The sequence below is a fragment of the Mycobacterium sp. MFM001 genome (assembly GCF_003402475.1).
Taxonomy (GTDB): domain Bacteria; phylum Actinomycetota; class Actinomycetes; order Mycobacteriales; family Mycobacteriaceae; genus Mycobacterium.
In genome coordinates this window covers 1-24313 of record NZ_BFAB01000001.1, presented here as the reverse complement: position 1 = coordinate 24313, position 24313 = coordinate 1, and the positions used below count along the sequence as shown (strand labels likewise).

22 protein-coding genes and 1 pseudogene are annotated in these 24313 nt (G+C 67.1%); 14 read left to right on the top strand and 9 right to left on the bottom strand.

Annotation, left to right across the window (positions count from 1 at the left end; all coding sequences use genetic code 11):
* Positions 1 to 2: 2 nt before the first annotated feature.
* Complete coding sequence (locus MFM001_RS00115) at positions 3 to 2318, bottom strand: xanthine dehydrogenase family protein molybdopterin-binding subunit (protein ID WP_116372387.1); 2316 nt, start codon at positions 2316 to 2318, stop codon at positions 3 to 5.
* An 86-nt stretch (positions 2319 to 2404) separates the two neighbouring features.
* Between MFM001_RS00115 and MFM001_RS00110 the strand changes: the two genes are divergently transcribed.
* The 5 genes and pseudogenes from MFM001_RS00110 (at position 2405) to MFM001_RS00090 (ending at position 8170) form a co-directional block, all read left to right on the top strand.
* A complete protein-coding gene (locus MFM001_RS00110) occupies positions 2405 to 3529 on the top strand; it encodes an XdhC family protein (RefSeq protein ID WP_116372385.1) in 1125 nt (374 codons plus the stop codon).
* The gene (locus MFM001_RS00105; protein ID WP_116372383.1) at positions 3526 to 4062 is read left to right on the top strand and encodes an NTP transferase domain-containing protein; all 537 of its coding nucleotides are present in this window, start codon (positions 3526 to 3528) and stop codon (positions 4060 to 4062) included. Before MFM001_RS00110 ends, MFM001_RS00105 begins: the two co-directional genes overlap by 4 nt.
* A 43-nt stretch (positions 4063 to 4105) precedes the next feature.
* Entirely contained in the window at positions 4106 to 4711 is a 606-nt protein-coding gene (locus tag MFM001_RS00100) for a TetR/AcrR family transcriptional regulator (RefSeq protein ID WP_116373481.1), read from the top strand.
* Positions 4712 to 4816: 105 nt separating this feature from the next.
* Positions 4817 to 5264 (top strand): annotated as a pseudogene (locus MFM001_RS00095) (MmpS family transport accessory protein).
* Positions 5261 to 8170: an RND family transporter gene (locus MFM001_RS00090; protein WP_116372381.1), complete on the top strand. Its 2910-nt coding sequence runs from the start codon at positions 5261 to 5263 to the stop codon at positions 8168 to 8170. Before MFM001_RS00095 ends, MFM001_RS00090 begins: the two are co-directional and overlap by 4 nt.
* A gap of 3 nt (positions 8171 to 8173) precedes the next feature.
* On the opposite strand, the gene MFM001_RS00085 is transcribed toward MFM001_RS00090, so the two are convergent.
* From MFM001_RS00085 to MFM001_RS00070, 4 genes are read right to left on the bottom strand one after another with little or no spacing between them, the layout of a single operon-like run.
* Complete coding sequence (locus MFM001_RS00085; RefSeq protein WP_116372379.1) at positions 8174 to 8839, bottom strand: enoyl-CoA hydratase-related protein; 666 nt, start codon at positions 8837 to 8839, stop codon at positions 8174 to 8176.
* Positions 8829 to 9464 (bottom strand): TetR/AcrR family transcriptional regulator, encoded by a 636-nt coding sequence (locus tag MFM001_RS00080; RefSeq protein ID WP_116372377.1) that lies wholly within the window; start codon positions 9462 to 9464, stop codon positions 8829 to 8831. Before MFM001_RS00080 ends, MFM001_RS00085 begins: the two co-directional genes overlap by 11 nt.
* A 43-nt stretch (positions 9465 to 9507) precedes the next feature.
* Positions 9508 to 9690, bottom strand: coding sequence for a hypothetical protein (locus MFM001_RS00075; protein ID WP_116372375.1), 183 nt, complete (start codon positions 9688 to 9690; stop codon positions 9508 to 9510).
* Positions 9687 to 11135 carry an amino acid permease gene (locus tag MFM001_RS00070; protein ID WP_116372373.1) on the bottom strand — a complete coding sequence of 483 codons (1449 nt, stop codon included), beginning with the start codon at positions 11133 to 11135 and terminating at the stop codon, positions 9687 to 9689. Before MFM001_RS00070 ends, MFM001_RS00075 begins: the two co-directional genes overlap by 4 nt.
* A 275-nt stretch (positions 11136 to 11410) precedes the next feature.
* On the opposite strand from MFM001_RS00070, the gene dnaK reads away from it, so the two are divergent.
* From dnaK to MFM001_RS00050, 4 genes are read left to right on the top strand one after another with little or no spacing between them, the layout of a single operon-like run.
* Positions 11411 to 13282 (top strand): molecular chaperone DnaK, encoded by a 1872-nt coding sequence (dnaK, locus tag MFM001_RS00065; RefSeq protein WP_116372371.1) that lies wholly within the window; start codon positions 11411 to 11413, stop codon positions 13280 to 13282.
* On the top strand, positions 13279 to 13932 hold the full coding sequence (grpE, locus tag MFM001_RS00060; RefSeq protein WP_116372369.1) for a nucleotide exchange factor GrpE: 654 nt from the start codon (positions 13279 to 13281) through the stop codon (positions 13930 to 13932). The genes dnaK and grpE overlap by 4 nt, the downstream gene beginning before the upstream one ends.
* A gap of 53 nt (positions 13933 to 13985) precedes the next feature.
* Positions 13986 to 15173, top strand: a complete 1188-nt coding sequence (gene dnaJ / locus MFM001_RS00055) for a molecular chaperone DnaJ (RefSeq protein WP_116372367.1) — start codon at positions 13986 to 13988, stop codon at positions 15171 to 15173.
* Positions 15173 to 15553: a heat shock protein transcriptional repressor HspR gene (locus MFM001_RS00050; RefSeq protein ID WP_116372365.1), complete on the top strand. Its 381-nt coding sequence runs from the start codon at positions 15173 to 15175 to the stop codon at positions 15551 to 15553. Before dnaJ ends, MFM001_RS00050 begins: the two co-directional genes overlap by 1 nt.
* Positions 15554 to 15649: 96 nt before the next feature.
* Here the strand turns inward: MFM001_RS00050 and MFM001_RS00045 are convergent, their stop codons facing one another.
* Both MFM001_RS00045 and MFM001_RS00040 read right to left on the bottom strand, forming a co-directional pair.
* Complete coding sequence (locus MFM001_RS00045) at positions 15650 to 16534, bottom strand: aldose 1-epimerase (protein ID WP_116372363.1); 885 nt, start codon at positions 16532 to 16534, stop codon at positions 15650 to 15652.
* Between the two features lie 10 nt (positions 16535 to 16544).
* Positions 16545 to 17717, bottom strand: coding sequence for an FAD-binding oxidoreductase (locus MFM001_RS00040; RefSeq protein ID WP_116372361.1), 1173 nt, complete (start codon positions 17715 to 17717; stop codon positions 16545 to 16547).
* 157 nt (positions 17718 to 17874) lie between these two features.
* Here MFM001_RS00040 and aqpZ point away from each other — a divergent pair, with 157 nt between their 5' ends.
* Complete coding sequence (aqpZ, locus tag MFM001_RS00035) at positions 17875 to 18633, top strand: aquaporin Z (RefSeq protein ID WP_238158815.1); 759 nt, start codon at positions 17875 to 17877, stop codon at positions 18631 to 18633.
* Here aqpZ and MFM001_RS00030 read toward each other — a convergent pair.
* On the bottom strand, positions 18630 to 19301 hold the full coding sequence (locus MFM001_RS00030; RefSeq protein ID WP_116372357.1) for a GAP family protein: 672 nt from the start codon (positions 19299 to 19301) through the stop codon (positions 18630 to 18632). The two genes, aqpZ and MFM001_RS00030, sit on opposite strands and share 4 nt — an antisense overlap.
* Positions 19302 to 19352: 51 nt before the next feature.
* Here MFM001_RS00030 and MFM001_RS00025 point away from each other — a divergent pair, with 51 nt between their 5' ends.
* Positions 19353 to 19697, top strand: a complete 345-nt coding sequence (locus MFM001_RS00025) for a helix-turn-helix transcriptional regulator (RefSeq protein ID WP_116372355.1) — start codon at positions 19353 to 19355, stop codon at positions 19695 to 19697.
* Positions 19694 to 20143: an SRPBCC domain-containing protein gene (locus MFM001_RS00020; RefSeq protein ID WP_116372353.1), complete on the top strand. Its 450-nt coding sequence runs from the start codon at positions 19694 to 19696 to the stop codon at positions 20141 to 20143. The genes MFM001_RS00025 and MFM001_RS00020 overlap by 4 nt, the downstream gene beginning before the upstream one ends.
* 10 nt (positions 20144 to 20153) lie before the next feature.
* On the opposite strand, the gene MFM001_RS24415 is transcribed toward MFM001_RS00020, so the two are convergent.
* Complete coding sequence (locus MFM001_RS24415; RefSeq protein WP_160117978.1) at positions 20154 to 20546, bottom strand: hypothetical protein; 393 nt, start codon at positions 20544 to 20546, stop codon at positions 20154 to 20156.
* Positions 20547 to 20943: 397 nt separating this feature from the next.
* Here MFM001_RS24415 and clpB point away from each other — a divergent pair, with 397 nt between their 5' ends.
* The gene (gene clpB / locus MFM001_RS00010) at positions 20944 to 23490 is read left to right on the top strand and encodes an ATP-dependent chaperone ClpB (protein WP_116372349.1); all 2547 of its coding nucleotides are present in this window, start codon (positions 20944 to 20946) and stop codon (positions 23488 to 23490) included.
* A 125-nt stretch (positions 23491 to 23615) separates the two neighbouring features.
* A partial coding sequence (gene ttfA / locus MFM001_RS00005; RefSeq protein ID WP_116372347.1) for a trehalose monomycolate transport factor TtfA occupies positions 23616 to 24313 on the top strand: 698 nt, incomplete at its 3' end.

Genomic DNA, 24313 nt, shown 5'->3' with positions numbered 1-24313 from the left:
CTTCAGAATCCTTTCCTGGCTTGCTCGATCAGCGACACGATCGACGCGGGGCTGGCCGGCAGGCGGGTCAGCGTGACACCCAGCGGCGCCAGCGCGTCGTTGATCGCGTTGATCACCGCCGGCGTCGACCCGATGGCCCCGCCCTCGCCGACGCCCTTGTAGCCGCCGACCCCCGGGCCGGGGATTTCGACGTGGCCGAATTCGATCGGCGGCACTTCGGTGGCGGTCGGCAGCAGATAGTCGACGAACGTCGACGACAGCGGGTTGCCCTCGTCGTCGTAGACCAGGTTTTCCAGCAGCGCGCCGCCGATGCCCTGCACGGTGCCGCCGGCGATCTGGCCTTCCACCACATTGGGATTGATCATCGGGCCGACGTCCTCGCTGACGATGTAGCGCAACAGCGTGACGTGGCCGGTCTCGATGTCGACCTCGCAGGTGCAGGCGTGGGTGGCGTTGGCCCAGTGGATCGGCGCCTGGGAAGTGAACCGCGCGGTGGCCTCCAACGACGCCGACGTGCCCGGCGGCAGCTGTTGCGGCTCGTAGTAGGCCCGGTACGCCAGTTGGGCGAAGCTGACGCTTTTCTCACCGGCAGCGGCGTGCGAATTCGCCAGGACCACATCGGTTTCCGCGACGCCGAGGTAGTGCGCTGCGATTGCGACCAGCTGGTTGCGCAGCATGGTGCCGGCCTCGTGGACCGCCCCGGCGGTCATCGGGCCGCTGCGGCTGCCCTGGGTGCCCGCCCCGTACGGCGTGACAGCGGTGTCGCCCTGGATGCAAGCGACGTCGTCGATGTCGGCGCCCAGCGCGTCGGCGGTCAGCTGCACGACAGTGGTCTCGATGCTGTTGCCGGTCGAGCCGCCGTTGACATAGACGTTGATCTTGCCGGTCGGCTCGATGCGGATCGTCGCGCCCTCGGTGGCCAGGTGTCCGGTGGCCGCGCCGGTCGGCTCGATGTACGCCGAAAACCCAAGTCCCAGATAGCGTCCCTGCGCCAGCGCGTCACGCTGCTCCTTGCGGAAGCCCTCGTGGTCGAGGATCTTCACCGCCTGCTCGAAGGTCTCGCTGGGCGCGACGTGGTCGTACGGCATGCCGTTGGGGTTGAAGTACGGCATCTCGTCGCGGCGCAACAGATTACGCCGCCGCAACTCCACCGGATCCATGCTCATCTTGCGCGCGGCGATGTCGAGCAGGATTTCTCGGGTCAGCGTTTCGTACTGCCACGGCCCGCGGTACGCCACCAGCCCGGCGGTATTGGAGAACACCGTCTTGTAGTTGAAGCTGGCCTTGGGCACCCGATACGGGCCCGGGAAGAACATGCCGATCGCGGCCGTGGTCAGCACCGGATACGGCGTGGGATACGCCCCGACATCCTGCACGAAGTCGATGTCGGCGGCCAGGATGGCGCCGTCGTCGTCGAAAGCCATTCGGGCCGTGCCGTTTACGTGCCGGGCCTGCCCGGCCGACATCAGGTTCTCGCGGCGGTCCTCGATCCACTTCAGCGCGGCGGGCACTTTGCGGGCGGCGAGCATGATGCACATGTCCTCGCGCATCGGCACTACCTTCTGGCCGAAGCCGCCGCCGGTGTCGCGCATGATCACCCGGACCCGCTGCGCCGGAATGCCGAGCAGCCGTGCGGCGAACGCGCGCAGCTCGTGTGGTGTCTGGGTGGACGCCCAGATGGTGAGTTCGTCTGCGGCAGAGGCCCATTCGACGACGATGCCGCGGGTCTCGATCGGCACAGGCAGGTAGATCTGCTGGTAGACGTTCTCGGCGACGACGCAGGACGCCGAAGAAAACGTCTCCTCGTCCGGTGGCGCCCCGGCCATCCCACCGGCGACGTTGTCGGGATATGCCTCGTGGACCACCACCTCCGAGCCCACCGCGGCGGTGAAGTCGGCGACGGCCGGCAGCGGCTCGTAGTCCACCTCCACCAACTCGACCGCGTCCTCCGCGATGTAGCGGCTCTCGGCGACCACCAGCGCCACCGGGTCGCCGACGAACTTCGCCTCGCCGTCGGCCAGCGGCGGGCGGGGAGTGTCCGGGACGTCCTTGCCGGCGACGGCATGCCAGGCCTCCCGGACGTCGGGGTTGAGGTGGGCGGCGACGAACACCGCCCGCACCCCGGGCAGCGCCAGCGCTGCCGAGGCGTCGATCCCGTTGATCCGGGCGTGCGCGAACGGGCTGCGCACGAAACAGGCGTGCAGCATCCCGGGCCGGGTGACGTCGTCGACGAACGTGCCGCGGCCGGTGAGCAACCGGGTGTCTTCCACCCGCGGGACCCGAGTGCCCGCGTACCGGGGCGAGACGGTGTCCGTCATGGCTATCGCTCCAACGCCGTTATCGCATGATGAGAAGACAAATGTCATCATATGAGAGTCCGGTTACCGCAGTCGAGAGGGCCACGGTGCGTGACGTACTGCCGGAGTTGACGGCGATCTGGCGAGCCGGTGGCACCGCCGGTGTCGCCACCGTGGTCCGCACGCTCGGGTCCTCGCCGCGGCCGGCGGGCGCGGCGATGGTGGTGGCGCCGGACGGCACGGTGACCGGTTCGGTGTCCGGCGGCTGCGTGGAAGCGGCGGTCTACGAGCTGGCCGCCGAGGTGGTGCGCACCGGGCGGCCCGCGCTGCAGCGCTACGGTGTCGGCGCCGACGACCCCTTCGCCGTCGGCCTGACCTGCGGCGGGGAGATCGACGTCTTCGTCGAACCGGTGTCGCGCAGCACCTTTCCGCAACTGCCGGACGTGGCCGAGCGCGTCGCCGCACACCGACCGACCGCCGTCGCCACCGTGATCGCCCACCCTGACCCGGCCTGGCCGGGACGCCGGCTGGTCATCACCGCCGATTCGGTCGACGGCTCGCTCGGCTCGCCGCGGGCCGACGACGCCGTCACCGACGACGCTCGCGGCATGCTGGCCGCCGGGCGCACCGGTGTGCTGACCTACGGGCCGGACGGCGAGCGGCAGGACGCCGGCATGGAGGTCTTCGTGGCCAGCCACGCCCCGCCGCCGCGGCTGCTGATCTTCGGCGCGATCGACTTCGCCGCCGCGCTGGCGCGCCAGGGCGCCTTCCTCGGCTACCGGGTCACGGTCTGCGACGCCCGCCCGGTGTTCACCACGGCGGCCCGATTCCCCGCCGCCGACGAGGTGGTTGTCGACTGGCCCGACCGCTACTTGCGCGCGCAGGCCGAGCGGGGCGCGATCGACGCCCGCACCGCGATCTGCGTGCTCACCCATGACCCGAAGTTCGACGTGCCGGCGCTGCAGGTCGCGCTGCGGCTGCCCACCGTCGGCTACGTCGGCGCGATGGGGTCGCGCCGCACCCATGACGACCGGCTGGCCCGGCTGCGCGCCGCCGGAGTGACCGACGCCGAGCTCAGCCGGCTGGCCAGTCCGATCGGCCTGGATCTCGGCGCCCGCACCCCGCAGGAGACCGCGGTGTCGATCGTCGCGGAGATCATCGCCCGCTGCTGGGGCGGCGGCGGGCGCCCGCTGACCGAGGTCGACGGCCGCATCCATCACGACGTCTCATGAGAACCGCCGGCGTATTGCTGGCCGCCGGCGCCGGGCGGCGCTACGGCAAGCCCAAGGTGCTGGTCGACGGCTGGCTCGACATTGCCGTGCGGGCATTGCGCGACGGCGGGTGCGACGACGTCGTGCTTGTGCTCGGGGCGGCCGACGTCCCGGCACCGCCCGGAGTGACCGCGGTGACCGCCTGCGATTGGGACGAGGGCTTGAGCGCGTCGGTGCGCGCCGGCTTGGCGCAGGCCGACCGCAGCCAGGCCGACTATGCCGTGCTGCACGTCGTCGACACCCCCGATGTCGGGGCCGACGTGGTGGCCCGAGTCCTGCAGCGCGCGTTGGCATCTCGCGCAGGGCTGGCCCGGGCGTACTTCGGCGACCGGCCCGGCCATCCCGTCGTGCTGGCCCGCCGGCATTGGTCCGCGGTGTTGGCCGCCGTCAGCGGGGACAGCGGCGCGGGTGCGTATCTCAGCGGGCGTGACGACGTCGAGCATGTCGACTGCAGCGACCTGGCCACCGGGCGCGACATCGACGAACCGACCTGAGTCCGGGCGGTACGGTACTGGACGGTACTACCGGGGCGGCTCTATCGTGGGCGCTGTGACCCAGTCAGCCGATGCTGCGGCCGAGTCGCCGTGGTCGTCCCGGGAGGCTGAGCTGCTGGCGGTGACGCTGCAATTGCTGCAAGACCACGGGTATGACCGGCTGACCGTGGACGCCGTCGCGGCCACCGCTCGCGCCAGCAAGGCGACCGTGTACCGGCGATGGCCGTCGAAGGCCGAATTGGTGTTGGCAGCCTTCATCGAGGGCATTCGCCAGGTCGCCGTTCCGCCGGAGACCGGCACACTGCGCGGTGACCTGCTGCGGCTGGGGGAAATCGTGTGCCAGGAGGTCGGCCAGCACGCCGCCACCATCCGCGCGGTCCTGGTCGAAATCTCGCGCAATCCCGCGCTCAACGACGTCATGCAGCAGCAGTTCGTCGAGCAGCGCAAAGCGTTGATGCGTCATGTGTTGCGGGAGGCGGTCGAGCGCGGGGAAATCCAGGAAGCCGCCATCAGCGACGAACTCTGGGATCTACTGCCCGGCTATCTCATCTTCCGGTCCATCATCCCCGGCAATCCGCCCACCGCCGAAACCGTACCGACCCTGGTCGACAATGTGATGATCCCCAGCCTGACCCGGTCGCTGAAATAAAGTCTCCGGTTTCCGTAGTGTGAACGACATCGTCTCTTGTGCGGTCCGGTCCCGTACCGTACTGTCTACGCCAGAAGTCGCGGTCCCAGCGTCGAAGGGCTACGGGTGAAACGGTTTTCACTTACCCGCGTGCTTAAGCGCTGGTGGATAGTGCTGATCACGGTCGCAGTCGTGGCGCTGGCGGGATTCGGCGTCTACCGACTGCACGGCATCTTCGGGTCGAACTAATGACACGTCGACTCCGGCCGGCGTGCTGAACGACAGCGTCCCGTTCAACCCCAAACACGTGGTCTATGAGGTCTTCGGTGACCCCGGGTCGGTGGCCACCATCAACTACCAAGACATCCATGCCGCGCCGCAGCGCGTAGACCGGGTCCCGCTGCCGTGGCGGTACGAGGCCATCACCACCGACCCGGCCGTCATCGCCAACCTGACGGCACAAGGCAACAGCAGCACACTGGGCTGCCGCATCATCATCAACGACGAGGTCAAGGACGAGAGGACCGTGAACGCAGTGAACGCCTACACCTTCTGCCTCGACAAATCCGGATGAGCACCCACCACGCCCCGCGAAATCGGCTGCCGCACACCATCCGTCGGCTCGCGGTGCCGATCATCCTGTTTTGGCTGGGCCTGACCGCCTTCACGAACATCGCGGTACCGCGGCTGGAAGCCGTTGCGCAAGCACACCAGGTGGGCATGAGTTCGCCGAGCGCGCCCAGCCTTAAGGCGATGAAACACATCGGCAAGGTGTTTCAACAGTTCGACTCCGACAGCGCGGCCATGATCGTGCTGGAAGGCGACAAGCCGCTGGGAGACGATGCCCACAAGTTCTACGACACCTTGATCCACCGGCTCGAGCAGGACACCAAACACGTCGAGCACATCCAGGATTTCTGGGGGGATCCGCTCACGGCGTCGGCCTCGCAAAGCAACGACGGCAAGGCCGCATTGGTCCAGGTGTATCTCGCCGGTAACCAAGGCGACGCGTTGGCCAGTGAATCCGTCGACGCCGTCCGCAACGTCGTCGAGCACACCCCCTCGCCGCAGGGCGTCAAGGCTTATGTCACCGGCGCGGCGCCGTTGATCACCGATCAATTCGAGGTGGGCAACAAGGGAATCCTCAAGGTCACGCTCATCACCTTCCTGGTGATCGTGATGATGTTGGCCTGGGTCTATCGATCCGTCGTCACAACGCTGACGGTCCTCATCACGGTCCTCATCGAAATGGCTGCGGCGCGCGGAGTCGTGGCCGTCCTGGGCAACCTCAATCTGATTGAGCTGTCCACTTTCTCGGTCAACATCCTCACGCTGCTGGCCATCGCCGCGGGCACCGACTACGCGATCTTCGTGCTGGGCCGTTATCACGAAGCGCGCGGAGCGGGGGAAGATCGAAAAACGGCCTTCGACACCATGTTTCACGGCACCGCCCACGTCGTCTTGGGCTCGGGCCTGACCATCACCGGGGCGGTATTCTGTCTGAAGTTTGCCCGCCAGCCCTATTTCGAATCGATGGGCATTCCCTCCGCGGTGGGGATGCTGGTGTCGGTTCTGGCCGCGCTGACCCTGGCGCCGGCAATGCTTGCGGTGGGCAGCCGGTTCGGCCTGCTCGAACCGAAGGTCTTGATGCGGACGCGGGGGTGGCGGCGCATCGGCACTGCGATCGTGCGCTGGCCGGCACCCATTCTGGCGGTGACGATCGCTGTCGCGCTGATCGGTCTGCTTGCGTTGCCGGGCTACAAGACCAGTTACGATTCCAAGCCTTACCTGCCGGCGGCGACGCCGGCCAAGGTCGGTTATGCCGCCGCCGAGCGCCACTTTTCGCAGGCCCGGCTGAATCCCGAGCTGCTGATGGTCGAGGCGGATCATGACCTGCGTAACCCGGCCGACATGCTGGTCTTGGAGCGCGTGGCCAAAAACGTCTTCCACACTCCGGGCATCGCGAAGGTGCAGGGAATCACGCGGCCGTTGGGAACGCCGCTGGACCACAGCTCGATTCCGTTTCAACTCAGCCAGCAAAGCGTCGGTCAAGTCATGAACCTGGAATACCAGAAGGACCGCGCGGCCGATCTGCTCAAGCAAGCGGCCGAGCTGAGGAAAACCGTCGGCATCTTGCAACAGCAATATGCGCTCCAAAAGCAAAGTGCCGCAGCGACACACGAACAGACCCAAAGCTTCCACGACACGATCGCCGTCATCGACGAGCTGCGCGACAAGATCGGGAATTTCGACGACTTCTTCCGGCCGATCCGCAGCTACTTTTACTGGGAGAAGCACTGTTACGACATTCCGGTCTGCTTTGCGCTGAGGTCCGTCTTCGACGCAATTGATGGCATCGACGAACTCACGGACCAGTTCCAGAACATCACCGCGTCGTTGGACAAGCTCGATGCGCTCCAGCCGCAACTGGTCGCGCTGATACCGCCGCAGATCGAGAGCCAGATGACGAATCTGGCGCTGACACTGTCCAACTACGCCACCAACTCCGGGATCAACAACCAGTCGGCGTTCGCGAACGACAACCCGGCCGCGATGGGACAGGCCTTCGACAAGGCCAAAATCGACGATTCGTTCTACCTGCCACCGGAGGTTTTCTCCAATCCCGATTTCAAGCGCGGTGTGAAACTGTTCATGTCGCCCGATGGCAAAGCCGCGGAAATGATCATCACCCATGACGGTGACCCCGCCACGCCGGAGGGCATCAAGCACGTCGACCTGATCAAGAACGCGGCAAAAGAGTCCGTCAAGGGAACCATTCTCGAGGGCTCCCACATCTATCTCGCGGGAACCGCGGCGACCTACAAAGACATTCAGGACTCGGTCAAATACGACCTGATGATCGTCGGAATCGCCGCGCTGAGCCTGATTTTGCTGATCATGATCATCATCACCCGAAGCCTGGTCGCCGCCATCGTCATCGTCGGCACCGTGGCGCTGTCGCTTGGCGCATCGTTCGGGTTGTCCGTCCTGGTCTGGCAGGACATCCTCGGCATCCAGTTGTATTGGGTTGTGTTGGCGCTGGCCGTCATTCTGTTGCTGGCCGTCGGATCCGACTACAACCTGCTGCTGATCTCCCGGTTCAAAGAGGAGATCCATGCCGGGCTGAAGACGGGCATCATCCGCGCGATGGCCGGCTCGGGTTCGGTGGTGACGTCTGCCGGTCTGGTGTTCGCCGCGACGATGTCGTCGTTCGCCTTCAGCGCGTTGATCATTCTTGCCCAAGTGGGAACCACGATCGCGCTGGGTCTGCTGTTCGACACGCTGATCGTGCGCTCGTTCATGACTCCGACGATCGCCACGCTGCTCGGCCGATGGTTCTGGTGGCCGCTGCGGGTACGCCCGCGTCCGGCCAGCCAAATGCTGCAGCCCTACGGGTCACGACCGGCGGTTCGCCAACTGTTGCTGTGGGATGACCCAGAGGACGTCGGCGCGACGGCTTCCGCGTCGCGATCTCGATGAGGCTCAACCCGACTGCGGCGCCGTCAGCGCCTGCACGGCGGGGCCGAACATGGTCTGCTTGATGGCGCCCAGCGTGCCGGCGTCCTTGCCGCCGAGCGGGCGCAGCAGCTCGAGCGCGGCTTCGGTCACCGCACCCTCGGAGGCGGTCGCGTCGACCAACCCGTGGGCTTGGGCGTCGGTGCCGCCGAAACGCCGACCGGTCGTCATCGAGGCGACCGCCGACTGCGGCGTGAGCTTGGCCTGGATCAGCGCCGCCATGCCGTCAGTAAACGGGATGCGGATGTCCACTTCGGGAAAGCAGAAGTAGCCGCGGTCGGCTCGCATAACCCGAAAGTCGTGCGCCACAGCCAACATTGCACCGGCGCCGAATGCGTGGCCCACTACCGCTGCCGCGGTCGGAATGGGCAGCGTCAGCATCCGCGCAAGCATGCCTTGCACCCGCCCGACATACCACTGGGTCTGCTCGCCGTGCGCGCCCAGCCAGTCGAGGTCCAGTCCGTTGGTGTAGAACTTACCGCTCGCTGTCGTGACCAGACCTTGCGCCCCGCCGGTGACGATCTCGTCGAGCCGGGAGTCCATCTCGTCGAGAAAGCCGGGCGAGAAACGGTTTTCGTCGTCGCCGAGGTCCAGGACGGCGATCTTGTCTTCGTAACGCAGGCTAATTCCCATCGGTTTTCCCTTTCAGCGGTGGTGGTCCGACGGCCAGGACCGCCCGCACGGCCGCGCGCAGATGCTCGCGGGCCGTCGTGTTGCCCAGGCGGTCTCGGCGCAACAAGATGGCGGTCGGCAAGTCGACGATGCACGTGGTGATGGCGTCGACAGCGCGGGCATCCTTGCGGTCCCAGACGCCGGCGGCGAGCCGGATCATCAAACCGACCAGTGACTGGTCGAGATCTCTTAGTTCAGCGGTTATTTCGTCAGGCAGGTCCGAGTCGAGCAACTCCTCGCGGCGCACCGTCAACAGCAGCTTGGCGGAATCCGGATACTGCTCGGCGAACACCGCCGGTGCTTCGGCCGCGGCCACTACGGCCTCCGTAGCGGACCGGCGGCTCGGTTTGGCCAGCGCCTGGTCGACCAATGTGGTTTGCAGCGTGAGGAATCGGCGTCCGGCGCGCAGCCACGCTTGTCCCATCAAGCCGGCGCGCGAGCCGAACGTGTGGTACACCGCGCCGTTGGAAACCCCGACAGCGGCGCCTACCGCGCGAATGGTCGCCGCGGCCGGGCCCGACGACGCCGTCAGAGACTCGACAGCGTCGAGCACCCGATCGGGGTCGTGGACACGGGGGCGGGGCACACCGTGAACATAACAGAGCGCATGCTCTGTTACAAACGCCAGGTCACGAGAAGTCGCGGAACGCCAGCACAAAGCCCGCCGCCGCGATCACCGCGGCAGTCCCGTAGCCGACCAGTGAGAACCAGCCGACGTGCAGATACGCGGTGACTGCGACGACCGCGATGGCGAGCAGCACCATCGCCATTCCGAGCAGCGGCGGAGTGGCGGCATATCGGTTGCGGCTCATTGCTCTACCTCCTGGGCGGCGGCCAGCACCCGGTTGCGGACCAGGTACCAGCCGATGATCAGCGCAGGGACGCCCATCACCAGGGCGCCGATGATCCAGGGGCCGCGGCGGTGGTCGATGATCATCAGCACCAGCACGCCCGCCAGGAACGCCAGCGTGGCGTAACCGCTGTAGGGCGCGAACGGCATCTGGAACCGGGGTCGCTGCATGCTTCCCGCCTTGGCCAACCGGTAGAACCTGATCTGGCACAGCACGATCGTCGCCCAGGCCGCCATGACGCCCAGGGCGGCGATGTTGAGCACGATTTCGAAGGCCTGCCCCGGTTTGACCGCGTTGAGCACGACACCGAACAGCCCGATCATGCTGGTCAGCAGGATTCCGCCATAGGGCACACCGCTTTTCGACATGCGCGCGGTGAACTTCGGCCCGCTGCCGTTCATCGCCAACGAACGCAGAATCCGGCCGGTGGAATACAGCCCGGCGTTCAGGCTGGAGAACGCCGCGGTCAGCACCACCACGTTCATCAGGGTGCCGGCGCCGTTGAAGCCGATCTTGGAGAAGAACGTCACGAACGGGCTTTCGTGTTCTTTGTAGGCGGTGTACGGCAGCAGCAGCGCCAGCAGCGCGACCGACCCGACGTAGAAGATTGCGATGCGGGCGACCACCGAGTTGATGGCACGCGGCATGATCTTCTCCGGCTCTGCCGTCTCGCCCGCCGCGGTGCCGACCAGTTCGACTGCGGCATAGGAGAATACGACGCCGGAGGTGACCAGGACCACCGGCAACAGGCCGGTCGGGAAGAAGCCGCCGTTGTCGGTCCACAGCCGCAAACCGGTGTCCTGGCCTTCGATCTGGTAGCGCCCGGCCAAATAGATGGTTCCCACCACCAGGAACGTCATCAGCGCCAGCACCTTGATCAGCGCGGCCCAGAACTCCAGCTCACCGAAGATCCGTACCGAGATCATGTTCACCGACACCACCGCGATCAACGCGATCAATGCCAGGGTCCACTGCGGGACCGCGTGGAACGCCGACCAATAGTGGAAGTAGTTGGCGATCGCGGTGGAGTCGACGATCCCGGTCATCGACCAGTTGAGGAAATACATCCAGCCGGCGACGAAAGCCGCCTTTTCGCCGAAGAATTCGCGGGCATAGGACACGAACGAGCCCGGCGACGGGCGGTGCAGGACCAATTCGCCCAGCGCCCGTAGGATCAGGAACACGAAGGCGCCGCAAATCCCGTAGACGAGGAACAAGCCGGGTCCCGCGGACTCCAGGCGCCCGCCGGCGCCCAGGAACAGCCCCGTCCCGATGGCGCCGCCGATCGCGATCATCTGCAGCTGCCGCGGTCGCAGATCGTGGTGATAGCCCGCGTTCTCGCGTGTGAGGCGATCGGCGGCCGACTCCGGTACGGCCGGGGCCGGTGTGTCGGGCAGCGGTGGCATCGGATTCCTATCGTCGTGACTGGGCGCATCGCTGCCACGTGGGCAGACCCGCCGAACGGGCTGGTGGAAAGGGTATCCGACAGTGTCGCGGACGCCGTCCGGTATTGGTCGCCAGGCCGGGAACAAACCATGCGGTCGCGCCGTTGACCACATCGATAACTTGAGTGAACCAGGCTCAACTGCTGGCTTGACAGCACCGCGGCAGCGGGAGCAGTCTTGAGCGGGGTTCACTCAGCGTAGTGCAATAGAAGCTCGACTATCAGGGAGGATTCACTATGGCTCGTGCGGTCGGCATCGACCTCGGGACCACCAACTCCGTCGTCTCAGTTCTGGAGGGTGGCGACCCCGTCGTCGTCGCCAACTCCGAGGGCTCCCGGACCACTCCGTCGATCGTCGCGTTCGCGCGCAACGGTGAGGTACTGGTCGGTCAGCCCGCCAAGAACCAGGCGGTGACCAACGTCGACCGCACCGTGCGGTCGGTCAAGCGGCACATGGGCACCGACTGGTCCATCGAAATCGACGGCAAGAAGTACACCGCGCAGGAGATCAGCGCGCGGATTCTGATGAAGCTGAAGCGCGACGCCGAGGCCTACCTCGGTGAGGACATCACCGACGCGGTGATCACCACGCCCGCCTACTTCAACGACGCCCAGCGGCAGGCCACCAAGGAGGCCGGCCAGATCGCGGGCCTCAATGTGCTGCGGATCGTCAACGAGCCGACCGCGGCCGCGCTGGCCTACGGCCTGGACAAGGGCGAGAAGGAGCAGCGGATCCTGGTCTTCGACCTCGGTGGCGGCACCTTCGACGTCTCGCTGCTGGAGATCGGCGACGGTGTCGTCGAAGTCCGCGCCACCTCGGGTGACAACCACCTCGGCGGCGACGACTGGGATGACCGGATCGTCAGCTGGCTGGTGGACAAGTTCAAGGGCACCAGCGGCATCGACCTGACCAAGGACAAGATGGCCATGCAGCGGCTGCGGGAAGCGGCCGAGAAGGCCAAGATCGAGCTGTCCAGCTCGGGCAGCACGTCGATCAACCTGCCCTACATCACCGTCGACGCGGACAAGAACCCGCTGTTCCTCGACGAGCAGCTCACGCGTGCGGAGTTCCAGAAGATCACCCAGGATCTGCTGGACCGCACCCGCAACCCGTTCCAGCAGGTGATCAAGGACGCCGGGATCTCGGTGTCGCAGATCGACCACGTGGTGCTGGTGGGTGGTTCGACCCGGATGCCCGCGGTGACCGATCTGGTCAAGGAGCTCACCGGCGGCAAGGAGCCCAACAAGGGCGTCAACCCGGACGAGGTTGTCGCCGTGGGTGCCGCGCTGCAGGCCGGTGTGCTCAAGGGCGAGGTGAAAGATGTTCTGCTGCTTGACGTTACGCCGCTGAGCCTCGGTATCGAGACCAAGGGTGGCGTGATGACCAAGCTGATCGAGCGCAACACCACGATTCCGACCAAGCGGAGCGAGACCTTCACCACCGCGGACGACAACCAGCCATCGGTGCAGATCCAGGTCTATCAGGGTGAGCGCGAGATCGCCTCGCACAACAAGCTGCTCGGCTCCTTCGAGCTGACCGGTATCCCGCCGGCGCCCCGCGGCGTGCCGCAGATCGAGGTCACCTTCGACATCGACGCCAACGGCATCGTGCACGTCACCGCCAAGGACAAGGGCACCGGCAAGGAGAACACGATCAAGATCCAGGAAGGCTCCGGCCTGTCCAAGGAAGAGATCGACCGGATGATCAAGGACGCCGAGGCGCACGCCGAGGAGGACCGCAAGCGTCGCGAGGAGGCCGACGTCCGCAACCAGGCCGAGACGCTGGTTTACCAGACGGAGAAGTTCGTCAAGGAGCAGCGTGAGGCCGAGGGCGGCTCGAAGGTGCCCGAGGACACGCTGAACAAGGTCGACGCCGCGGTCGCCGACGCCAAGAAGGCGCTGGAGGGCACCGACATCGGGGAGATCAAGTCCGCGATGGAAAGGCTCGGCCAGGAGTCGCAGGCGCTCGGCCAGGCGATCTACGAGGCCACCCAGGCCGCGCAGGGCTCCGACAGTAGCGCAGGCGGAGCCGGAGCCGGCGCGACGGCCGGCAGTGCCGACGACGTTGTGGACGCGGAGGTGGTCGACGATGACCGGGAGGCCAAGTGACGGAAGGCAATCCACACGAACAGGTAACGGTCACCGACAAGCGGCGGATTGACCCGGAAACCGGCGAGGTACGTCATGCAGCTTCCGAGCCGGCCCCCAGCGGGCCGGCTCCGGAAGCTGCGACGGCTTCGGCGGCGCCCGACGCCGCCGACAAGGTCGCCGAGCTGACCGCCGACCTGCAGCGGGCGCACGCCGACTTCGCCAACTACCGCAAGCGCGCGCTGCGTGACCAGCAGGCCGCAGCCGACCGGGCCAAAGCAGCGGTGGTGAGCCAATTGCTGGGTGTGCTCGACGATCTCGATCGTGCGCGCAGCCACGGTGATCTGGAGTCGGGTCCGCTGCGCTCGGTCGCCGACAAGCTGACCAGTGCGCTGAACGGGTTGGGGTTGACGGCGTTCGGCGCCGAGGGCGACGACTTCGACCCGGCGCTGCACGAAGCCGTCCAGCATGAGGGCGACGGAGCCGAAGGTTCCAAGCCGGTGATCGGCCACGTCATGCGGCAGGGCTACAAGCTCGGCGACCAGATCTTGCGCCACGCAATGGTCGGCGTCGTCGACACTGTCGCCGACGAGGCCGCTGTCGAATCGGAGCCGCCGGCTGACGCCAATAGCGGTGAGCAGAACACAGAATCGGAACCGTCGGAGAATTGACGGAAGGTTTAATAAACACACAACTCCAGGAAGGTGAGAGGGGGTGACGCGGAATGGCCCAACGCGAGTGGGTCGAAAAAGACTTCTACAAGGAGCTGGGCGTCTCCCCTGACGCCAGCCAGGACGAGATCAAGCGGGCCTACCGCAAGCTGGCCTCCGAGCTGCATCCCGACCGAAACCCGAACAACACGCGCGCCGCGGACCGGTTCAAGGCGGTCTCCGAGGCCAACAGCGTGCTGTCGGATCCGGCCAAGCGCAAGGAATACGACGAAACCCGACGCCTGTTCGCCGGCGGCGGATTTGGCCGGCGATTCAACGGCGGCGGCGGTGGCGGATTCGGCGGCTTCGGCATGGGCGGCGACGGCGCCGAGTTCAACTTGGGCGACTTGTTCGACGCCGCCGGCCGCACCGGCGGCAGCAACATCGGCGACCTGTTCGGCGGCCTGTTCGGACGCGGGGCGTCGGCGCCCCGGCCGAGCCGGCCGCGGCGCGGCAACGACCTGGAGACCGAAGCGGAGCTGAGCTTCGTCGAGGCCACCAAGGGTGTGGCGATGCCGTTGCGGCTGACCAGCCCGGCGCCGTGTACTAACTGCCATGGCAGCGGGGCGCGGCCGGGCACCAGCCCGAAGGTGTGCCCCACCTGTAATGGCTCGGGGGTAATCAGCCGCAACCAAGGGGCTTTCGGCTTTTCCGAACCCTGCACCGACTGCCGCGGCAGCGGGTCGATCATCGAGCACCCCTGCTCGGAATGTAAGGGCACCGGTGTCACCACCCGCACCCGCACCATCAACGTGCGCATCCCGCCGGGCGTCGAGGACGGGCAACGGATCCGGCTGGCCGGTCAGGGCGAGGCCGGTCTGCGCGGTGCCCCGTCGGGTGACCTGTATGTCACCGTGCACGTGCGGCCGGACCCGGTGTTCGGACGCGACGGCGACGACCTGACCGTGACCATTCCGGTGAGCTTCAGCGAATTGGCGCTGGGCACAACGCTTTCGGTGCCGACGCTGGACGGCAGGGTCGGGGTCAAGGTGCCCAAGGGCACTGCCGACGGCCGTATCCTGCGGGTGCGTGGCCGCGGCGTGCCCAAGCGCAGTGGCGGCAACGGCGACTTGCTGGTCACGGTAAAGGTCGCAGTCCCACCGAATCTGGACAGTTCCGCGAAGGAAGCGTTGGAGGCCTATGCCGCTGCCGAGCGGGCCAGCGGCTTCGACCCGCGGGCCGGATGGGCAGGTAATCGCTGATGGCCAAGAACTCCAAAGAGCAAGACTCCCGGACATTTCTGATCTCGGTGGCCGCCGAGCTGGCCGGCATGCATGCGCAGACACTGCGCACCTACGACCGGCTCGGCCTGGTCAGCCCGCAGCGCAGTTCCGGTGGGGGACGGCGGTATTCGCAGCGAGACGTCGAACTGCTCCGCGAAGTGCAGCGGCTCTCCCAGGACGAGGGTGTCAACCTGGCCGGCATCAAACGCATCATCGAGTTGACCAATCAGGTCGAGGCGCTACAGGCCCGTCTCAAGGAGATGGCCGCCGAGATCGAGGCGCTGCGCGCCAACCAGCGGCGCGACCTGGCTGTGGTGCCCAAGAGCACCGCGGTCGTGGTCTGGCGGCCGCGGCGCTAACTTGCGCCCGCTTCGGGCGCGAAACAGAAGCCAGGGTTGTGCTTTTCCCATTTGCACAACCACTACTTCTGTCTCGCGGGGGAAGTCCTCGCGCCCTCACACTCGGATCGAGAACTGGGCGACGGCCGAGTCGCCCGGCCGCGCCACCCGATAACCGCCGCGGCGCAGCGCATCAGTGGGCGCGGCCATCGGCTCGAAGCACACCACGTCCTCGCCCGGCGGCGCGAAGATCTGCGCCGCCGGATACCGCTGGTCGAAGCGAACCTCGATGCGCCTACCGCCGCCGGACACTGCGAACACCGCACCGTCGGGAACCTGGTCGTAGCCGTCGTCGAATGTCTTGTCGCCCAACGGCTCCGTGAGAGCTTGCTGGGCAGTCGACTCGCCGGTGGGCAGTCCCCGCTCGTCGAGCCCCAGGTGGCGCAGCGGCGGGGTCTCGATGATCCAGTCGCTGCGCGGCGCGTCGGGCAGTTGCAAGTAAGGGTGAAAGCCGAAGCACAGCGGAACGGGCTTGTCCGCGGTGGGAGTCACCGATGTGCGCACGGTGAGCGTACGCTCCGACAACCGCACGGTCAGCGCCAGCAGATGCGGAAACGGGAAGCTGGCCAGCAGATCTGGGTCGGCGCCGAAATCCACTTCGGCGGTGAGCTCGTTGTCCGTCTGCGCCACCACACGCCAGCGCGGATAGGCGGCCAGCATTCCGTGGATGGGCAACCCGTTCGGGTCGGTCCGAAACGTGTTGGGCGCCAACGTGACTTCTTCGCCGTCGACGTCGTAACTGCGTCCGCTCAACCGATTCGCCCACGGATACAGCAGCGGGATACCCATCGTCTTTCCGTCGGCGACGTAGGCGTCCAGGCCGCGGCGCTGGCCGAGCAGCTGCACTCCGGAGTCGGTCAGCGAGACGCCGATCATCCCGGCCTCCGGCACGAACTGCGCCTCGACAGGCGCCGACGGGTCGCGCAACGTGACGATCTGCATGCAGCCCAGGCTAGCTGGAGAGCGGGTCGTGCTGGATGCGCTCCGGCGGCGCCCCTTTGGCGATCAGCGCCGCCTTGGTGGCGCGCACCATCGCCGGCCCGCCGCAGATCAGGATCTGCCGGTCACCCCAGCCGCCGTATCGGGTGACCACCTCGGGCAGCCGGCCGGTCTGGCGCACGTGCAGACCCCGCGGCGGTGTCACGTCCGGGTAGTCCCGGGCCCACTGCGGGTCGGCGGTGTACTCCGAAACGGGCGACACCGACAGCCACGGGTTGTGCGCCGCGATCTGCCACAGCGTGGGCAGGTCGTAGAGCTCGCACGGATAGCGCCCGCCGAAGAACATGTGCACCCGCGGGTTCTCCGCCCAGCGGGCGAGGTCCATCACGATCGAGCGCAGCGGCGCCAGGCCCGTGCTGCCCGCCACCATCAGCACGTCGCCGCCGTCGCGGTCGACCTGCAGCGCGCCGTGCGGGCTGGACAGCCGCCACCGGTCACCGGGCTGGGTTTCGCCGACGATTGCGGTACTGACCAGGCCGCCCGGCACTGCCCGCACGTGGAATTCGATCGCGCCGCCCTCATCCGGCGGGATGGCCGGCGTCAGGTAGCGCCACCGCCGCGGGCACTGCGGCACGGCGACGTTGACGTACTGGCCCGGGTGGTAGTGCAGCGGGCGGTCCAGCTGCAGCCGCACCACTGCGAGGTCGCGCGACACCCGCAGGTGTTCGATCACCGTGCCGTCCCACCACGCCGGGCCGTCTTCGGCGTCGGCGGCGCCGCTCATCACCCCGGTGATCAGGTTCAGCGACTGCCGCGCCGCCTCGTCGACCGCGTCGGTCCAGGCCTCGGCCAGCTCGTCGCGCAGCGTCGCATACAACGCCTGCCGCAAGGTCTCGTAATGCTGGGCAGCCACGCCGTATTTGCGGTGATCACGGCCGAGCTGAGCCAAAAACGCCACCGGCGCCTGCGCCCGCTGCGCGACGAGTTCGCCGTATACCCAGTCCATCGCGTGCGCGAATGCGGCCCGCTGACCCGCCATGTCCGGCGGGAACATGTCCCGCAGCGCGACGTCGAGGGAAAACCAGCGGGTGTAGAAGCGGCCGATCAGGCTGCTGGCATCGCGTGCGGCCTCCTCGTTGAAGGCGGCATGCAATACCCGCAGCGCATCCCGGTCTTCTAGGCCCACGGGCGACGATTTTAGGCGCGTTCGCCGACCGACCCTTTTCGTATCTATCGAAGAACGATTCGGCCACGGCCGAGTGCGCCGCCACCGAACTATGTGATCCTGCCGAAAAGGCATACCCGTTCAATGGCGAAGGCGGTATCACATGTCTGGTTCAACGATGCTCCAGAGGCTACTGGCGGAGCTACTCGGGACCTTCTGGCTGGTGCTCGGCGGGTGCGGCAGCGCGGTTTTCGCCGCCGAAGTCCTCGATGACGGAATATCGGTCGGGATCGGCTATCTCGGTGTGGCGCTCGCGTTCGGTCTGACGGTGTTGACCGGGGTGTACGCGTTCGGCTACATCTCCGGTGGACACTTCAATCCGGCCGTCACGCTGGGCGCGGCGCTGGCACGCCGGATGGAATGGAAAGCGCTGCTTCCGTATTGGGTCGTTCAGGTGATCGGCGGCCTGCTCGCAGGCCTGGTGATCTACTTCATCGCCAGCGGCACGGCCGGTTTCACCGCGAAGGGAAGCATGGCCGCAAATGGCTACGGCGAACACTCGCCCGGCGGCTACTCGCTGGGTGCCGTGATACTTGCCGAGATCGTGCTGACGGCGATGTTCCTGTTCGTGATTCTCGGCTCTACCGACAACCGGGCGCCAAACGGCTTCGCAGGCTTGGCCATCGGACTCACGTTGGCCCTGGCCAACATCGTGGCGATCCCGATCTCCAACGCGTCGATCAACCCGGCCCGCTCCACCGGCGTCGCCTTCTTCAACGGCGACGGCGCGCCCGCACAGCTGTGGGTGTTCTGGCTGGCGCCACTGGTCGGTGGGGCGATCGCCGGCATCGCCTATCCATATCTGTTCGGCCAGCGCCAGGAACCCGTCAAAACGGCCCGCCACGAGGCGCCGGATCAGCCGGCCCCCGCCGGCTAGATGCCGTGAATTCCTTTGTACAGCACTAACAATCCCATCACCAGCAGGAGGGCCGCCAGCATCTCCGCATTGTGGCGCTCCATCCAGTCCTGGAGCCGAGCCAGCGGGTCGTCGAGGCGATCGCCCGCCGCGGCGTAGGCCAGCACCGGTATCGCCACCGTCGACGCGGCGACGGCGACAAAGAAGGCCGCAGCCGTCCAAGCCCGGGCGAGCCCCAGCCCGGCGCTGCCGATCACCAAACCGGCTGCGGCACAAAGCAACAGCACCTCGAGGCGCACGACGGCCAGCAGCGCCCCGGTGATTGCCGCCCGCCCGGGAGTGAGGTTGGCGAGCGATCGCATCCAGCGAGGCGCATCCGTGTGGCGATGACGGGTCAGCCACCGGATGACGCCGACGACGATGAGCGCGGCGCCCACCACGATCCGCAGCCACGACGCCCACACCGGCGGAGACTTGTGGAGCCCGCCCAGCAGACCGGATAGAGAGACGAACAGGGCCGTCAGCGCCGCCAAGGCCAGCAGCCAGCCGCCGAGGAACGCCAGGCTGCTCGGCCGCGGCCGCGGCGTCTGCAGGATCAGCACGGCAGGGATGATTGACAGCGGCGAGAGAGCGATCACCAGGGCCAGCGAGAACAGACCGGTCAGCTCCGAACCCCAGCCGCCTGCCACGTCAGAACCCTACCATTGACAGGTAGGAAAAATCCTACCTAACATCGGCGCATGCCGTCACGCGCCAAGGCAAGCAGCACCGACGTCGTCTTCGCGGCGCTGGCCAACCCGACCCGTCGCGACATCCTCGACATCCTGCTCGACGGCCCGCGAAGTGTGGTCACCCTCGCTGAGCGTTTCGACATGGCCCGGCCCAGTGTGTCCGAGCACCTGAAGGTGTTGCGGAACTGCGGATTGGTGACCGAGGACAAGCATGGCAGGTTTCGCCATTACCGGGTCAATCCTGAACCACTGCAGGCGATTTCGACGTGGCTGAGCCCCTACGAACGGTTCTGGCGCAACCGGTTGACCGCGCTGGGTGGGGTGCTCGACGAGATGGCCGAGGAGGATCGATGACGGAGATTGCCGACGGCACACGGGTGATCGAGGTGGAGCAGTTCTACGCTCATCCGCCCGAGCGGGTGTGGCAGGCACTGACGACGCCGGAGCTGATGGCGCGGTGGCTGATGGAGCCGAGTGGGTTCGCGCCGGTGGTCGGCACGCGGTTCAGCTTTCACGGCCAGCCAATGCCGTCGGTGGGGTTCTCCGGCGAGATCGTCTGCGAGGTGCTCGGCGTGGTCGAATGTGAACAGCTTGCGATCAGCTGGGCCGACGCGCGCTCGGACCAACCAGCGGCGTGGTTGGTGACCTGGACGTTGCGTCCCGAAGGCCGCGGCACGCGGGTCATCCTGCGGCACAGCGGATTTGATCCCGACGACGATGTGCAGCAGCGCTCCCGGGCCATCATGGGCAAGGGCTGGGTACGCATTGCGGCCCAACTGGGGGAAGTGCTCGACGGCTAACCCGACTCGGCTACAGGCAAAGCTTCCATTCGCCGTTTTCTTTGGCGAAGGTCATCTGGGAGTCGCGGGTTCTGCCGTTCACCGTGCCGGTAATCACCGCGGTGGCCTTATCGCCGTTGACCTGAACGGATTTGACCGTGATCGGTCCGTGCGATGTGCCGCCGCCGGGCGGCTTCATGTCCGGATGGGCCTGGCTCACCTGGTCGATGATCTGCTGCATCTTGGTGCACCACAGACGGCGAAACGCCGAGACGTCGGAGCTGTTGGTGTCCGCGGCCTGGCTGATCAACGCGCGGATCTGCTCGTCGTCCGACTTCGGCTTGGAGGAGCCGACCGTTGCAATGAGCGCGACGGCCACGGCCACCGCCGCGAGGACGGCGACGATGCCGCCGACGATCCACACGATCCGGTTCCGCCGGCGCACACCGGGTGGCGGCGCCCGCCATCCGGCGGGGCTGGGAATCCAGTCCGGCGCGGCCGACGGCGCCGGCGGCCACGCAGGCGGCTGTTGCCAATCCGGCTGGGGCGGGTATCCCGCCTGCGGCGGATACGGGCCTTGCGGCGGGTAGGGCCCCTGCGGCGGATATGGAGCCGGCGGCCCCTGAGGTGGCATCGGCGGCCCTTGGGGTGGCATCGGCGGCGGATAGCTCGACATAGCGATTCATTCTGCGGCATCGCCCGCGATCCGCAGCGAAGGCCCACATCGTGTCAAAATAGCTAGACTTGAGCGGAACAGACTCAACCTTGACGGCGTTGAACATCGCGACAAGCATTTTTTACCTGTACGGAATGGAGGTGTCGTGGACTCTTTTAACCCGACAACCAAGACTCAAGCGGCGCTGACCTCGGCGCTGCAGGCGGCATCGGCTGCCGGCAACCCCGAGATCCGGCCCGCTCATCTGCTGTTGGCGCTGCTGACGCAGAACGACGGGATCGCCGCGCCGCTGCTGGAGGCTGTCGGCGTCGAGCCCGCCACCATCCGCGCCGAGGCGCAGCGCCTGCTCGACCGGCTGCCGCAGACCAGCGGGGCCACCACGCAGCCGCAGCTGTCCCGCGAGTCGCTGGCGGCGATCACCACCGCCCAGCAGCTGGCCACCGAGATGGACGACGAATACGTCTCCACCGAGCACCTGATGGTCGGGCTGGCCACCGGCGACTCGGACGTCGCCAAGCTACTGACCGGCCACGGCGCCTCCCCGCAAGCGCTGCGGGAGGCGTTCGTCAAGGTGCGCGGCAGCGCCCGGGTCACCAGCCCGGAGCCGGAGGCCACCTACCAGGCGCTGGAGAAGTACTCCACCGATCTGACCGCGCGTGCCCGTGAAGGGAAGCTGGACCCAGTTATCGGGCGCGACAACGAGATTCGTCGCGTCGTGCAAGTGCTCTCCCGTCGCACCAAGAATAACCCGGTGCTGATCGGTGAGCCCGGTGTCGGTAAGACCGCGATCGTCGAGGGCCTTGCGCAGCGCATCGTCGCCGGCGACGTGCCGGAGAGCCTGCGCGACAAGAAGGTCATAGCGCTGGACCTCGGCTCGATGGTGGCCGGGTCGAAGTACCGCGGTGAGTTCGAGGAGCGGCTCAAGGCGGTGCTCGACGACATCAAGAATTCGGCCGGGCAGATCATCACGTTCATCGACGAGCTGCACACCATCGTCGGCGCCGGCGCTACCGGCGAGGGCGCGATGGACGCCGGCAACATGATCAAGCCGATGCTGGCCCGCGGCGAGCTGCGGCTGGTCGGTGCTACCACGCTCGATGAGTACCGCAAGCACATCGAGAAGGACGCCGCGTTGGAGCGGCGCTTCCAGCAGGTCTACGTCGGTGAGCCGTCGGCGGAGGACACCATTGGCATCCTGCGGGGGCTGAAGGACCGCTACGAGGTGCACCACGGTGTGCGCATCACCGACTCGGCGCTGGTCGCGGCGGCCACCCTGTCCGACCGTTACATCACCGCGCGGTTCCTGCCGGACAAGGCGATCGACCTGGTCGACGAGGCCGCGTCGCGCTTGAGGATGGAGATCGACTCGCGGCCCGTCGAGATCGACGAGGTGGAGCGACTGGTCCGGCGCCTCGAGATCGAGGAAATGGCGCTGGCCAAAGAAGAGGACGAGGCGTCCAAGGAGCGGCTGGCGAAGCTGCGCGCCGAGCTCGCCGACCACAAGGAAAAGCTGGCCGAGCTGACGACCCGTTGGCAGAACGAGAAGAGCGCCATCGACACCGTCCGCGAGCTCAAGGAGCAGCTCGAGACCCTGCGTGGCGAGTCGGAGCGCGCCGAGCGCGACGGCGACCTGGCCAAGGCCGCCGAGCTGCGCTACGGCCGGATCCCCGAGGTCGAGAAGAAGCTCGAGGCCGCGCTGCCGCAGGCCGAGGCCCGTGAGCAGGTCATGCTCAAGGAAGAAGTCGGACCCGACGACATCGCCGACGTGGTGTCGGCGTGGACGGGCATTCCGGCCGGGCGGCTGCTGGAAGGCGAGACGGCCAAGCTGCTGCGGATGGAAGACGAGCTGGCCAAGCGGGTCGTCGGGCAGAAGAAGCCGGTGCAGGCGGTCTCCGACGCGGTGCGTCGCAGCCGGGCCGGGGTCGCCGACCCCAACCGGCCCACCGGATCGTTCCTGTTCCTCGGCCCCACCGGCGTCGGCAAGACCGAGCTGGCCAAGGCGCTGGCCGACTTCCTGTTCGACGACGAGCACGCGATGGTCCGCATCGACATGAGCGAGTACGGCGAGAAGCACTCGGTGGCCCGGCTGGTCGGCGCGCCGCCCGGCTACATCGGCTACGACCAGGGAGGTCAGCTGACCGAGGCGGTGCGCCGCCGGCCCTACACGGTGGTGCTGTTCGACGAGGTCGAAAAGGCCCACCCGGACGTGTTCGACGTGCTGCTGCAGGTTCTCGACGAGGGCCGGCTGACCGACGGGCAGGGCCGCACGGTCGACTTCCGCAACACGATCCTGATCCTGACGTCCAACCTGGGGTCGGGCGGCACCGAGGAGCAGGTGATGGCCGCGGTGCGGGCGACGTTCAAGCCGGAGTTCATCAACCGGCTCGACGACGTGCTGATCTTCGAGGGCCTGAATCCCGAGGAGCTGGTGCAGATCGTCGACATCCAGCTCGAGCAGCTGGGCAAGCGGCTGGCGCAGCGGCGGCTGACCCTCGAGGTCTCGTTGCAGGCCAAGCGCTGGCTGGCGCAGCGCGGGTTCGACCCCGTGTACGGGGCGCGTCCGCTGCGGCGGCTGGTGCAGCAGGCGATCGGCGACCAGCTGGCCAAGATGCTGCTGTCCGGCGACGTCCACGACGGCGACACCGTGCCGGTCAACGTCAGCCCGGACGGCGAGTCGCTGATCCTGGGTTGAGCGCGAACGTCGACTTGTTGCGGCATTTCCCACGGAAATCGCCCAACAAGTCGACGTTCGGTGTGACGGGGTTGTGACCTGCAAGCATTCGTGATTCCGGGGCAGTAGCAAGTACGCTAGGCCCGATGGTCCCGCTTTGGTTCACGCTGTCCGCGCTGTGCTTTGTCGGCGCGGTGGTGCTGCTGTACGTCGACATCGATCGGCGCCGCGGGCGGGGCCGTCGCCGTAAGTCCTGGGCGCGCTCACACGGTTTCGACTACGAACCGGAGAACACCGAGATCGTCCAGCGCTGGAAGCGCGGCATCATGTCGACGGTCGGCGACATCCCGGCCCGCAACGTCGTGCTGGGCCAGATCCGCGGCGAGGCGGTGTTCATCTTCGACCTCGAAGAAGTCGCCACCGTGATCGCGCTGCACCGCAAGGTGGGCACCAACGTCGTCGTCGACGTGCGGCTCAAGGGCCTCAAAGAGCCTCGGGAGAACGACATTTGGCTACTCGGGGCGATCGGGCCGCGGATGGTGTACTCGACCAACCTCGACGCCGCCCGGCGCGCCTGCGACCGGCGGATGGTCACCTTCGCGCACAGCGCGCCGGACTGCGCCGAGATCATGTGGAACGAAGAGAACTGGACGCTGGTCAGCATGCCGATCACCAGTACCCGCGCCCAGTGGGACGAAGGCCTGCGCACCGTACGCCAATTCAACGACCTGCTGCGGGTGCTTCCCCCCGTGCCGCAGCAGGCTGCGGCTCCGGCGCCGGCCGGACGCCGCAACGCCGCACCGAGCCGCCCGCTGGCGCCGGCCGGCCGCGCCGAGTCGCCGCA

Bases quoted from the DNA above. Each gene is read 5' to 3' on its own strand.
- MFM001_RS00115 (WP_116372387.1), bottom strand. From the start codon at position 2,318: ATGACGGACACCGTCTCGCCCCGGTACGCGGGCACTCGGGTCCCGCGG.
- MFM001_RS00105 (WP_116372383.1), top strand. From the start codon at position 3,526: ATGAGAACCGCCGGCGTATTGCTGGCCGCCGGCGCCGGGCGGCGCTAC.
- MFM001_RS00090 (WP_116372381.1), top strand. From the start codon at position 5,261: ATGAGCACCCACCACGCCCCGCGAAATCGGCTGCCGCACACCATCCGT.
- MFM001_RS00085 (WP_116372379.1), bottom strand. From the start codon at position 8,839: ATGGGAATTAGCCTGCGTTACGAAGACAAGATCGCCGTCCTGGACCTC.
- MFM001_RS00075 (WP_116372375.1), bottom strand. From the start codon at position 9,690: ATGAGCCGCAACCGATATGCCGCCACTCCGCCGCTGCTCGGAATGGCG.
- MFM001_RS00070 (WP_116372373.1), bottom strand. From the start codon at position 11,135: ATGCCACCGCTGCCCGACACACCGGCCCCGGCCGTACCGGAGTCGGCC.
- dnaK (WP_116372371.1), top strand. From the start codon at position 11,411: ATGGCTCGTGCGGTCGGCATCGACCTCGGGACCACCAACTCCGTCGTC.
- dnaJ (WP_116372367.1), top strand. From the start codon at position 13,986: ATGGCCCAACGCGAGTGGGTCGAAAAAGACTTCTACAAGGAGCTGGGC.
- MFM001_RS00050 (WP_116372365.1), top strand. From the start codon at position 15,173: ATGGCCAAGAACTCCAAAGAGCAAGACTCCCGGACATTTCTGATCTCG.
- MFM001_RS00045 (WP_116372363.1), bottom strand. From the start codon at position 16,534: ATGCAGATCGTCACGTTGCGCGACCCGTCGGCGCCTGTCGAGGCGCAG.
- aqpZ (WP_238158815.1), top strand. From the start codon at position 17,875: ATGCTCCAGAGGCTACTGGCGGAGCTACTCGGGACCTTCTGGCTGGTG.
- MFM001_RS00025 (WP_116372355.1), top strand. From the start codon at position 19,353: ATGCCGTCACGCGCCAAGGCAAGCAGCACCGACGTCGTCTTCGCGGCG.
- MFM001_RS00020 (WP_116372353.1), top strand. From the start codon at position 19,694: ATGACGGAGATTGCCGACGGCACACGGGTGATCGAGGTGGAGCAGTTC.